The organism is Alteromonas sp. DY56-G5, assembly GCF_041414725.1.
Lineage (GTDB): Bacteria > Pseudomonadota > Gammaproteobacteria > Enterobacterales > Alteromonadaceae > Alteromonas > Alteromonas macleodii.
This window is the reverse complement of record NZ_JANHZQ010000012.1, coordinates 32,176-43,868: the sequence shown is the minus strand read 5'-3', so window position 1 is coordinate 43,868 and position 11,693 is coordinate 32,176. Positions and strand designations below refer to the sequence as shown.

Sequence of the window (11,693 nt, the reverse complement as noted above, 5' to 3'; positions counted from 1 at the left end):
ATTTAGAGACTAATTTTACTTTAACGCCAACACTCAATAGCGTTGGCTTATCAAAAATAATCAGACATAGATAGATAGCGCTGCCTGATATGTTCAATTAACAGCTTAATTTTTCGAGATGGCTGGCGGCTGAAAGGATAAACGGCATAAACGCCTAACACCTTACCTACCCGCTCTGGAAACAAATCGACCAGTGTTCCATTACATAAATCTTCGAATACCAAACATTTAGGTACGTAGGCAATACCTCTACCAGCAAGGGCTGCTTTGCGAAGCGCCCCTGCATTGTCACTTGAAAATGCGCCATCTACGGTGATGGTGTAACTGCCTTGAGACGACGTAAACTCCCACTCCCTTGCGCCGGATGTGTGGTAGGAATACAACAAACAGTTGTGAAAGCTCAAATCCTCTGGTGCTTTAGGCCTGCCCTTTCGTCTAATGTAATCCGGCGATGTGCAAACCACCCAATGGGAATCTAAAAAGTGCCGTGCGATCAGACTTGAGTCTTCCAAATATCCCGTTCGAATAACAAGATCAAACCCTTCCTCGACTAGATTTACAAATCGATTATCTAGAGACATATCAACGCTTAGCCCTGGATGAAGGGTACAAAACTCAGCTACCGCATCGGCTAACAGTAAATCGCCCGAAATCGTTGGAACCGACATTTTAATGTGTCCGGATATTTGTTCACTGTATCCAGAAATTGTGTCGATAGCTTCCTGCGTGGACGCCTTTACATTCATGGCGCCTTGCTTCAAAGCTTGACCCGCTTCGGTAAGCGTGAGTTTGCGAGTAGTGCGGTACAAAAGCTGCGTTCCCAGCTCTTTTTCAAGCTTTGCTATTCGCTTACTGACTACCGAGTTGGTAATGTTGTTCGCCTCTGCCACTTTGCTAAAACTGCCCATCTCCGCAATTTGTGCAAAGAGAATTAAATCGTCTGCTCTCACGTTATTACTTCACTTTTGGAAAAGATAAATTTCATTGTTGCCGTATATCCCTAAGGCGAGAAACGTTATATTTTTATCAAGTTAATTACAATCGATTAAAGACATGATTATTTCATCGCCGACTGATTATCGACGCGCTGCGCAAAAAATATTACCGCCGTTCCTATTTCACTACATTGATGGTGGTGCCTATCGAGAGCATACACTTAAACGCAATGAAACTGACTTGGCTGACATTGCATTAAAGCAGCAAGTGCTGAGAAACATGTCGTCGCTTGACCTTTCTACAACGGTCTTTGGTGAACAATTGGCTTTACCTATTGCCCTTGCTCCCGTGGGATTAACCGGAATGTATGCGCGACGTGGTGAAGTGCAAGCCGCTAAAGCGGCAGCAAACAAAGGCATCCCGTTTACCATGTCGACGGTGTCAGTATGTCCTATTGAAGAAGTCGCACCAGCCATTGAACGTCCAATGTGGTTTCAGCTCTATGTGCTTCGCGATCGCGGCTTTATGAAGAATGTTCTGGAGCGCGCCAAAGCAGCGGGTGTAACAACGTTGGTTTTTACCGTAGATATGCCTGTACCAGGGGCTCGCTATCGCGATAAACACTCCGGTATGAGTGGGCCATTTGCTGCAAGCCGTCGCGTACTGCAAGCGATGACTCATCCTCGTTGGGCATTTGATGTAGGTGTATTCGGTAAGCCTCATGATCTTGGCAATATTTCTACTTATCGTGGCGAACCGACCCAGTTGGAAGACTATATTGGCTGGTTGGGCGCCAATTTCGATCCGTCTATCAGTTGGAAAGACTTAGAATGGATCAGAGAGTTTTGGGACGGCCCAATGATTATCAAAGGCATTTTAACTGAACAAGATGCCAAAGATGCGCTGAGTTTTGGCGCAGAAGGCATTGTAGTATCCAATCACGGCGGTCGTCAGCTAGATGGCGTGCTTTCTACCGCTAAGGCTCTTCCAGCGATTGCTAGCGCGGTGAAAGGCGATCTAAGTATTTTCGTAGACTCAGGTATTCGTAACGGCTTGGACGTGGTGAGAATGCTGGCATTAGGTGCCGATTGTACTTTACTAGGGCGCTCTTTTATTTATGCACTTGCTGCTGAAGGCCAGCAAGGGGTAGAGAACTTACTCGATCTGTACAAACAGGAAATGCATGTCGCGATGACACTATGTGGTGCAAAATCAGTCAGTGAACTTAACCTCGACTCTCTCGCTTTTTAGTATCGCTGGCACCAAGACCACTAAAAAGCCCCCCAGTAATTGGATAGTCCAACTATTGGGGGTCACTTCATTTTTTATGGCTCTTTTATCAATGCACAAGTGGCTGGAAGCGTAATTTGCGCTTAATGATGCCCACCACAACAACTTCCATCATGCTCAGCCCAGTTTTTAAGTTTGGTGGTTTTGCCTATTCCCGGGTTAAAACTATTGGTGGGGTCTAATTCTCGGTAAAAGTTTTTCAGCGCATCTTTTGCAAAGTACTCGTGTCCCACATTGTGCTCTGCTGGGTATTCAGCGCTTCTCGCATCGAACGTTTCCAGAATTTTACCCTTTAACAATTTGGCATCCGCCCCTTTTTTCAACACGTAATTCTGGTGCATTACGTGGCAGAATAAATGGCCGTAATACAGTTTCGTGTCTATCTGGTCGTCTATTTCTTTAGGCAACACTTCAAACCAGTCAGGATCGTTACGGCGAAGTGCAACATCGATGGTCATCATAGCGCCCACGTCTTTGCTGTGCATAACGTGGTAACGACCTATCGCGCCACCAGCAACAAAGCGATGCAAAATAGCCTTGTCAGCTTCTTCTTCTGTACACTCAAAATAACTACCTTCATTCGTTTTAAAGAAAGCATCAAGGTAGGCTTTGGCCTCATCTACCCCGTCGTTGCTCATCTCCAATATCCAATGATGCTGATACTTGTCTCTGTACTCTTCCATTCGCGTAGGCAAGTGGTTAGGAAAAACGTAGCTCATATACTGCATAACGCGATCTGACATTTTGTTGGGTAAGAAGCCCAGCTTGTCAGTAAATGCGTCAAATTTGCGCTTAAATGCAAACAGCTTAGGAATAAATTTGGCGCCAAGCTTGCTGATAACGATAAACATATCTTTACCGTATTTCTTTGATACGTCGTAGCAATCTCGGTGAAGGTACTCACCCGAGTCAGGCAAGTTCTTGAAAGTAGAAAGTATGTCGCGACGCACTTTGGTAAACACAGCGGCGTCGTTAGACCCCACATAAAATACCTGTTTTTTCTCAGGAATAGGAAAGGTGTCTAGCCTCACTGCGAACACGGCAAGCTTACCCGCGCAGCCTGAAGCTTCATGAAGTCTTCTGCCGTCATTGTTGAAGCGCGAAGGTGTGTCTGAATCAACGTCTCGAACTCGTTCATCATACTCGTTGTCTGATGCACGAGCGTCAGGGTGCTGAACGTCAGCTTCTTTGTAACGTTTGTTCTCAAGATTATTCAGAATTTCTTCTGGCTCACTACCTAGGTTAATCCCCAGATTGTTTACCAAAGATAGATTGCCATTAGCGTCGATTTGGGCAAAAAGCGCTAATTCAGTATAGGCAGGGCCTCGCTTGACCAAAGCACCACCTGAATTGTTACATATTCCCCCCACGATCGATGCGCCAATACATGAAGAACCAATCACAGAGTGAGGTTCGCGACCATAAGGCGCAAGCGTCTCTTCCAATCCAAACAAGGTGCTCCCCGCTAAGCCAACGATCTGCTTTCCGTTGTCAACTAACTGAATATCATCAATACGCATAGTACTGATAATAACGAGAGGCCTGTCGTAATCTTTACCATCTGGCGTAGAGCCACCCGTTAACCCTGTATTGGCCGCCTGCATAATAACCGCAACGTCGGCTTCAACACACAGCTTAAGCACACGCCAAATTTCGACAAGCGTTCCTGGGCGCACTACCGCAAGCGCTTCGCCCGCACCAAAACGAAACCCTTTAGTGTAAGGCTGCTTCTTCGCTTTATCAGTTAACAAATAGGCCTGCCCTACTACATCGCGCATTGATGCAATCAAAGACTGAGTGTCAACGTTTACGGTCATGGTTCTCTCTGTGTGTTGAAATAATGGAAGGAATGACTTGGTGTTGAACTATACACTAACACCATTATTAACAAAGGGGGCAAGCCGCTTTTATCGAGATAATTTACTTATATTTAATTCGTTGAACACTTAGAGGCTCTAGCATTTAAGCAAAACTTACAAGCGTTTTTCACTGTTACATTTTGTTACGCTTTGGAGGAGCAAGTTAGACCAGAGGAGTATTGTAAAGCCAATGTATAGTTCGTAAGGTTGATAGACACGAAAAGGAGCTTTCATGTCACATCAAGCGTTCGTTTTAACAAGAAAAAGTTTTTCAGAAAATACTAGAAGGGATGGGGCTTACGAACGATTCCTAAGTATTTTGCCGTCATGTGGATTTGTCGTCACAACCGGTGCGATTCATCCACCTCGAAGCGTGCTTAATAACACCTTTACCTTCTTTATCGATGCGCAGTATTGTGACTCTGCCGCTATGCTCAACTTGCCTGTAGTCAACGATAACCCAGAGTTGAACAAAGTCATTTTCAACGTGCCAGAGTCTGACGTCGATTTTCATTATGCGGCACTGCAACATGGTATTAATGGTATTTTCCATATTGAAGATAGCTTAGAACTTCTGGTTCGCGGTGTTCAACAAGTTCAGGCGGGCAACAAATGGTTCAGTCGCGAGATTATGAGTCGCTATATTGATGCCAATTTAGTGTCTAAAGCAAAACCCGTTGCTGCACTTCAATCGTCACATACTGTGCTGACCAAGAGGGAATTGGCCATCACACGCAAAATTGCAGATGGTGCCCAAAATCAGGAGATTGCAGACTGCTTACACATCAGCGTAAATACGGTGAAAACTCACGTTTACAGCATATTTAGGAAAACGGACTGCCGAAATCGCGTTGAGCTTATAAAGTGGTTCGATCACCAGTTTAGCCAACCACAACAAGTAAGCATATAAACTGATAATCCATTGAATTTAATTGCGTATGGCGCTTACGCTTTCGCGCGCCATACACCTTTCTCCATTCCTTGTAGCACCAACTCAGTCACCGCTTTTTCTATGCTTTGTTTAACGCACTCGAACATGGGTTCATTAGTCGTGTAGCCCGTTTCTGCTTCAAGCAAGCGCTTAAGCGAAACATACCTAAACAGGCCTGCTCTCACCTCCTGGCTTAGTACTTTCTTAGAGGTTGAAACCGACACCAATACTTGACCTGTTCTCACGTCAACTGCACGCATGTAAATGGAAATTTGATCTTCCCTAAACAGTTCACTCGCTCCAATGCCAAAGTACTCTACACCAGCGCCGCCGGTACGAATGTTGGTATCGTAGCTAATTATCCCACCTTCTATAATAATTCTAGCTGTCGTGAGTGGCGGCAAATCGCCTCCGCTGCTTTCGTCGGCTCTAATTATTTTGCGTTCGGTAAGAATGTTCTGCAGCCCTTCACGCTCCACAGGTAAAAACCACGATGTCTCGCTTAAGGTCTGAACAAGAATAGAGGTTGCGCCTTGAGTCACCGCAGTAGAAAACGAACTTGCCCCAGTGCTAGGTTTATATTGCCCGGTCTGGTCTCTAAACGCATATACAGAAACCGGAATTTGTCCCATAGGCGCTGGCAAGCTTTTTACTTCAGACAATGTGGCACTGTCTTTAATTACATCAGCGGCCGTTGTATCTGGCGGCAGCGTATTAGTGATGGACTGGCATCCTGCAAGCGCCATGGCCACTATTAAAAAAACGGTACTTCTCATGTGTTTCCCTACCCAAACCGTGGAATTTCAACGACAGTAACCTCACCTGTCAGTAAGTTAGTAATGTTCACAACAATGCTGTCAGGATTACTCGTTATTAGTTCTACCTGAAAGTCACCACTAACAAAAATACTATCCTGATTGAATATGCTGTCTATCGGGTTTCCATCTTCATCATATTCTTGTTCACCGAATGCGATGTCTGTGATTTCGCGGACTATACGGTTAATATAGGCGCGTTCGAGTGATTCTTGAAGGCGTTCGTCATAGGAGCGCTCGCTGTAAGGCGCTGTATGAGCGTTTTGTGAATTCGCCTTACTTAATAAAAATGATCCGTTAAGTGGATTACCACCGAATGACGGGTTGATCGGTTCATACACCAACTCTGTTGCTTTCACACTAGCTGAAGTCCACGAGCCAGTCGCGATTAAGGCTGCTATCAATATCCCTTTTTTCATTACCATTCGTCCCCTGCTAAATCTGGGCTTCTACTGTCTATACTCGCGTTTGCCACCGCGTCTAAAACTAACATGATGGCTTGCTGTACTTTTTCATCTAACGGTACTTGTCTACGCCCCATGTACGTTTGATAAACCACTCTGTTGTCGTAAATCACCGAAAGAAGAGTACCCGCTTGTGGCACAATAATTTCTTTAACAACAAGGTTCTTACCCGAACTGTCTGGGACTTCTCGCCAGTATTGGCTAATGCGAGAGGCAAATTCGTGGCCTTGGCGGCTAATACTGTTATCGAGCAACAGTCCACCTAGCCGAATTTCTTCTGCGTGAATCGGAGAAAAGAACACACTAAAAAGCAGTGTGATAAGAGAGAAACAATACAAGTACTTCATTTTACTGAATATAGCCGGGCAAACGCCCGGCTACTCACTTTTACATCTGTAGGTTTACATCTGAACAACGGTAGCTACGTTGTAGTCACCAACCTGCGTAACACTTACTGTGCCGCCGTTGCCAGTGATACTACCTGTAACTAAGTTATCGTTACCCATTTGCGTAACTTCAAATGTATTCATATCACCAGAAATAACGAACTGACCACCTGCGTCGTCTGTTACCCAGTTTCCTACGCCTTCTTGCATAACACTAACAATATTGTCGTCACCGTTAACCAATAGGTCTAGTAAGTTAAGCTCGCCCGTTTGCGAAACCATAATTTCGTTGTAGCTTGATGTAACGTTGCTTGCCAACTCAACTGATGCCGTATTTTCAACACCCTCTTGAGACATTTCAATGATGTTGCCATCAGCGTAGTAAGTTGCATCACCAATACCAGCTTGTGCTAACGCCAAGTTGGCATCGCCATCTTGCTCAATTTCAACGGTGTTAAACAGGCCATCGAAATTAACTGTGCTGATTTCATTGGCATCACCTACCTGAGTTAAATCAAACTCGTTGAATAAGCCAATTACGCCAGCATAAGCCGTGTTGCCTTCGCCCACTTGGTTAATTTCGAACGTATTCGCTTGTCCGCCGATAGTTTCTACGGTAGCTAAGTTAACGTCACCGATTTGATCGATATTAACTTCATTGCCAGAGCCTTCAAATACTCCTGTGGTAATCTCGTTGCCATCACCATCTTGTTCAAACTCTAGCACATTACCGTCGCCAACCATGCTCCAACCCACAGCGTTCTGGTCGCCATCTTGGTCAATTTCAATTTCGTTTTCTGAGCCGACAACGGTTAAGTCAGACACGTTGTAATAGCCGTCTTGAATAACATCGATAACGTTTGCATCACCGCTTAACTCGCGAACATACGATTCGTGCCAGTCACCACTTTGATCAACAAATACCGTATTGTCGTTACCCGCAATGGCATTATTAGCCCAGTTACCACCATCGCCCTGATACACTGATAACGTGTTTCCGCTGCCCGAAATGCTATTTATTGAGCGATTAAAAATAAAACCGATAGGGCCGCCATCACCTAATTGAACAAGTGAAACCGTGTTATCGTCACCTTCGACAACGACATCGGCTGTACTATTTAAACTATCTTGCTCAGACTCTAAGAAGTTGCCGTTACCTGTGACACTTGCAAAAGAGGTATTACCTGACTGCATTTGCGAAGCTAGTACTTCGTTTGCGTCACCCGTTACTTCTACAAAGATTGCATTTAAGTCACCTTCCTGACTTAAAATAGATTCATTACCTACCTCATTTCCCTCTGGGGCCGTTTGGGTTAGCGTAATTTCATTGCCTTCAGCTGCAGCAATAAAATCTGCGGAAGCACTGAAATCAACTGTCTTACTCGCTGGAACTTCCTGAGCCGATGCCCACCCTGTCGCTGCTACTAAAAGCAATGCACTCGCTATTTTTGTTTTTTTCATTTTCACATTTGTCTCCCTATGGCAATCACATCATTCTTGATATTGTGTGATGTTAATCACCATTTCGTTCCCTATCTGGTAAACAGTAAAAGACTGTTCACCCAATTGATTAACATTGGCTACATTGTCGAACCCATCTTGAATAATCTCGAAATAGTTATTGTTGTTTTGCTGCAATAAATTAACCACGTTCCCCTCACCCAGCTGAGTGATAAGAGCTTCGTTATTACTGCCGTTTTGAACAACATTCGATAGGTTGGCGCCGTTGCCGCTTTGGATAATGTTAGTTATGTTATTTAGCCCAAACTGACTAACAGCGATGAAGACCGTTTCATCGTCTATCGTTATAGCTTGAGCATTCAGACTCATTGAAAGAGAAGATTCCACCATGTCTGAGCTTGTTGATAAGTCGGACTGTTGAGCATAAGCAGGAAGATTTACGGTTAGAAGACTACACCCCGTAATGGCTGCCAACGCAACGGCTCTACATGCCTTAGCGTTATTAGCAAATTGGCTCTTTTTAACCTTTAGCTTCTTGTCCATGAGAACGACTGCTTCCTTGATTAACAACAAAGGTGACCCCTCTATAACACTCCTTAAGACGGCGAGAATCCATCACCAATAAGTTGTATTTATTACAGGTCAAATACAGTTAGCACACGTTAAATCAGCAAGTTATTTATTATGGGTAATACCATAGTGCTAGATTTGACGAAAATTCACGCACCGAGTAATTATTGGTAAGACCACCTAGTTTTTGTAGGGTCTTTTAACGGGTATTGCTACAGCGCGCCCCTAAGACATAGAGATCTTAACTACCTGTCAAAAGTCATAGTAATTAAGTACCACTTTGGGCTTCTCTTCTCACTTTTTCCTAGTGGTTAAGTAGTATTTTTGAGCAAATTTTACTGTTAGGGGTGGCAGGTTTTTAAATTTGCGTTATAAGTTTTAACCGTTAGTTATATCAGACCGAACGAGAAGGTTCTGTGATTAAAGCATTATTGCTAATTATGGAATCTAATTATGAAAACAAAGCCTTTTAAAACAGGCCTTTCAGCACTGTCATTAGCCCTTCTACCGCTAATGGTATCTAGTCATGCACACGCCGCAAAAGCCGAAATTTTCGACGATAGCGTTATCGTTGTGTACAAAGAAAATGTAAGCAAAGCGGAAAAGATGCGCGCTCGCTCTTCGGTAGGTGCACGAATTAGTGACGCAAACCGTGATGAGGTAGATGATCGCTTCTCTAACCTTTTAAATGGTCGCATTGCCAAACTGGAACTTCGTGGCAAGTCTGTAAAAGACGCCATAGAAATCTTAAAGAAAAATCCTGCGGTTAAAATCGCCGAGCCAAACTTCTTGTACCGCAAAGCCTTGGTACCTAACGATCCTTCTTATGGTGACCTATGGGGTTTGAATAACACCGGTCAAGCCGGCGGTACTGCAGATGTGGATATTGACGCACCAGAAGCATGGGATATTACAACCGGTGATAGCGATGTGGTCATCGGCGTTATCGATACGGGTGTTGACTACAATCATGAAGATCTTGCAGATAACGCATGGGTTAACCCAGGTGAAATTGCTGGAAACGGTATTGATGATGATGGCAACGGTTATATTGACGATGTTTACGGTATCGATGCCTTTAACGGCGATTCTGATCCTATGGACGATGATTCTCACGGTACGCATGTGGCCGGGACAATTGGCGCTGTGGGCGGAAACGGAATTGGCGTAGTCGGTGTAAACCATGACGTGTCAATCGCTGCATGTAAATTCTTAGGTCCTGACGGCGGTTCAACCGCTGGCGCTATTGAATGTATCGATTACTTCACCGACCTTAAAGAGAACCGCGGCATCAATATTAAAGCTACCAACAACAGCTGGGGTGGCGGCGGCTATAGTGAAGCGCTAGAAACTGCTATTGAAGAAGCTGGCCAAGCGGGTATTTTGTTTGTTGCTGCGGCAGGTAACTCTGGTTCAAACAACGACAACGTAGATAACTACCCGTCTAACTACGTCACTACAACAAACAGTCTGCTTGCAGTTGCTAGCCACACTCGTACTGACGGAGACAGCGGCTACTCATACGGTATTGAAACCGTAGACATCGCGGCGCCGGGTACAGCTATCCTATCTACAGTACCAGGTAACGGCTATGCGGCATACTCAGGCACGTCAATGGCAACACCACATGTTGCGGGTGCAGCAGCACTTGTGTGGTCGCTAAACCCAGAACTTACGCCATCTGAAATGAAAGAGCTGTTAATGTCTACAGGTGAAACTAGCCTATGGGCTGATGGTCGCACCGTGTCTGGTAACCGCCTAAATGTACTTAACGCACTTGAAGAAGCTGATCCAACTCCAGGTTTTAAACTGGGCATTACACCTGGTTCAGCTGAAATTGAAGCGGGTGAGACCTACACCTTCACTATTGAAGTTGGTTCAATTGCTGGCTACGAAGAAGAAGTACAGCTATCGCTTGCAGAGCCAAGTGATATCGCATCTTTAAGTGCAAGCTCGGCAATGCCTGGCGATACGGTAACACTGACCGTAGAGACATCTGAAGACACGCCTTGGGGTCCGTACAGCTTTACGGTTAACGGTGTAAGCGGTGATATTGAGAAATCTAAATCAGCGAACCTTTACGTTTACCCTCAAGGGCTAAACGAATTCCCTTACGCATATTCTGGTGATGCTGTACCTACGTTACCGAATGAAGAAGATCCAGACGATGTTGGCGTGGACCTAGTGATTAACGTACCTGACGACTTAACCGTATTCGGGATGCAGGCGTCGGTAAATATCACACACACCTATAGCGGTGATCTCGTACTATCACTGACCTCTCCTCAGGGTACGACCACCGTTCTTCGTCAGAATCAAGGTGGCGCTACAGATGATATCGTTGAGAGCTATAACTCTGATGCCTTTAACGGCGAAGTAGCAACAGGCGATTGGACCTTGAACGTGCTTGATACGTTCAACGGTGACAACGGCACTGTTAACACATGGAGCCTTGTGGTGACCGGTATTGGTGAAGTAGGCCCAACACCGCCTAACTCTGCGTTTACCTATGACGCTTCAGGATTATCAGTAAGCTTTACTAATAACAGTAACGACGTTAATGACGACATTGTCAGCTATAGCTGGGACTTTGGCGATGGCTCTACTTCAACGGAAGAGAACCCAACGCATGTTTACGCGAGCACAGGCGCCTATGACGTAACCCTTACGGTTACCGACTCTGAAGGCCAAACTGGCGTATCAACAGAAACCGTATCAGTTTCAGATAGCAACATTGTTGCAGAAATTGACCGCGCTATGCTGTCTCGATTCGGTTCGTTACGCGTAGATTTATCATATAGTGGCTCGATGGCCGATACTGTAATGATTTATCGCAACGGCGAGCTACTTGAAGAAGTAAGCAACACTGGACGTTATCGCGACAGAAGCAGAGGCGTTCAACCTGGTGAGTATACTTATATGGTTTGTGATGAAACCTCTGCATGCTCTGCACCAGTGTCTGTAAACCTTTAATGTAGTTT

Annotated in this window: 10 protein-coding genes; 3 read left to right on the top strand and 7 right to left on the bottom strand. The window is 45.0% G+C overall.

Translation table 11 applies throughout. From position 1 onward, the window contains the following. Nucleotides 1-50: 50 nt before the first annotated feature. Nucleotides 51-950, bottom strand: a complete 900-nt coding sequence (locus NO989_RS08210; RefSeq protein WP_061486532.1) for a LysR family transcriptional regulator — start codon at nucleotides 948-950, stop codon at nucleotides 51-53. Between the two features lie 103 nt (nucleotides 951-1,053). On the opposite strand from NO989_RS08210, the gene lldD reads away from it, so the two are divergent. Further along, nucleotides 1,054-2,187, top strand: coding sequence for an FMN-dependent L-lactate dehydrogenase LldD (gene lldD / locus NO989_RS08205; protein ID WP_015068029.1), 1,134 nt, complete (start codon nucleotides 1,054-1,056; stop codon nucleotides 2,185-2,187). A 122-nt stretch (nucleotides 2,188-2,309) separates the two neighbouring features. Here lldD and dld read toward each other — a convergent pair whose 3' ends face one another. Beyond that, nucleotides 2,310-4,043 carry a D-lactate dehydrogenase gene (gene dld, locus NO989_RS08200; protein WP_371342366.1) on the bottom strand — a complete coding sequence of 578 codons (1,734 nt, stop codon included), beginning with the start codon at nucleotides 4,041-4,043 and terminating at the stop codon, nucleotides 2,310-2,312. 274 nt (nucleotides 4,044-4,317) lie between these two features. On the opposite strand from dld, the gene NO989_RS08195 reads away from it, so the two are divergent. Beyond that, on the top strand, nucleotides 4,318-4,995 hold the full coding sequence (locus NO989_RS08195; protein WP_371342365.1) for a response regulator transcription factor: 678 nt from the start codon (nucleotides 4,318-4,320) through the stop codon (nucleotides 4,993-4,995). A gap of 35 nt (nucleotides 4,996-5,030) precedes the next feature. Here NO989_RS08195 and NO989_RS08190 read toward each other — a convergent pair whose 3' ends face one another. The 5 genes from NO989_RS08190 to NO989_RS08170 are packed head-to-tail and all read right to left on the bottom strand — an operon-like array spanning nucleotide 5,031 to nucleotide 8,685. Continuing rightward, nucleotides 5,031-5,792 (bottom strand): CsgG/HfaB family protein, encoded by a 762-nt coding sequence (locus NO989_RS08190; RefSeq protein ID WP_014950698.1) that lies wholly within the window; start codon nucleotides 5,790-5,792, stop codon nucleotides 5,031-5,033. 8 nt (nucleotides 5,793-5,800) lie between these two features. Beyond that, nucleotides 5,801-6,250, bottom strand: coding sequence for a curli assembly protein CsgF (locus NO989_RS08185; RefSeq protein ID WP_014950699.1), 450 nt, complete (start codon nucleotides 6,248-6,250; stop codon nucleotides 5,801-5,803). Further along, on the bottom strand, nucleotides 6,250-6,642 hold the full coding sequence (locus NO989_RS08180) for a CsgE family curli-type amyloid fiber assembly protein (protein ID WP_014950700.1): 393 nt from the start codon (nucleotides 6,640-6,642) through the stop codon (nucleotides 6,250-6,252). The genes NO989_RS08185 and NO989_RS08180 overlap by 1 nt, the downstream gene beginning before the upstream one ends. A 54-nt stretch (nucleotides 6,643-6,696) precedes the next feature. Continuing rightward, nucleotides 6,697-8,142, bottom strand: a complete 1,446-nt coding sequence (locus NO989_RS08175; RefSeq protein ID WP_371342364.1) for a curlin — start codon at nucleotides 8,140-8,142, stop codon at nucleotides 6,697-6,699. Between the two features lie 30 nt (nucleotides 8,143-8,172). Beyond that, on the bottom strand, nucleotides 8,173-8,685 hold the full coding sequence (locus tag NO989_RS08170; RefSeq protein ID WP_014980268.1) for a hypothetical protein: 513 nt from the start codon (nucleotides 8,683-8,685) through the stop codon (nucleotides 8,173-8,175). A 480-nt stretch (nucleotides 8,686-9,165) separates the two neighbouring features. On the opposite strand from NO989_RS08170, the gene NO989_RS08165 reads away from it, so the two are divergent. Then, nucleotides 9,166-11,685, top strand: coding sequence for a S8 family serine peptidase (locus NO989_RS08165; RefSeq protein ID WP_014950703.1), 2,520 nt, complete (start codon nucleotides 9,166-9,168; stop codon nucleotides 11,683-11,685). The last annotated feature ends 8 nt before the right edge of the window (nucleotides 11,686-11,693 follow it).

Excerpts from the sequence above, each read along its gene's own strand:
- lldD (WP_015068029.1), top strand. The coding sequence starts at position 1,054 with ATGATTATTTCATCGCCGACTGATTATCGACGCGCTGCGCAAAAAATA.
- dld (WP_371342366.1), bottom strand. The coding sequence starts at position 4,043 with ATGACCGTAAACGTTGACACTCAGTCTTTGATTGCATCAATGCGCGAT.
- NO989_RS08195 (WP_371342365.1), top strand. The coding sequence starts at position 4,318 with ATGTCACATCAAGCGTTCGTTTTAACAAGAAAAAGTTTTTCAGAAAAT.
- NO989_RS08190 (WP_014950698.1), bottom strand. The coding sequence starts at position 5,792 with ATGAGAAGTACCGTTTTTTTAATAGTGGCCATGGCGCTTGCAGGATGC.
- NO989_RS08185 (WP_014950699.1), bottom strand. The coding sequence starts at position 6,250 with ATGAAAAAAGGGATATTGATAGCAGCCTTAATCGCGACTGGCTCGTGG.
- NO989_RS08180 (WP_014950700.1), bottom strand. The coding sequence starts at position 6,642 with ATGAAGTACTTGTATTGTTTCTCTCTTATCACACTGCTTTTTAGTGTG.
- NO989_RS08175 (WP_371342364.1), bottom strand. The coding sequence starts at position 8,142 with ATGAAAAAAACAAAAATAGCGAGTGCATTGCTTTTAGTAGCAGCGACA.
- NO989_RS08170 (WP_014980268.1), bottom strand. The coding sequence starts at position 8,685 with ATGGACAAGAAGCTAAAGGTTAAAAAGAGCCAATTTGCTAATAACGCT.
- NO989_RS08165 (WP_014950703.1), top strand. The coding sequence starts at position 9,166 with ATGAAAACAAAGCCTTTTAAAACAGGCCTTTCAGCACTGTCATTAGCC.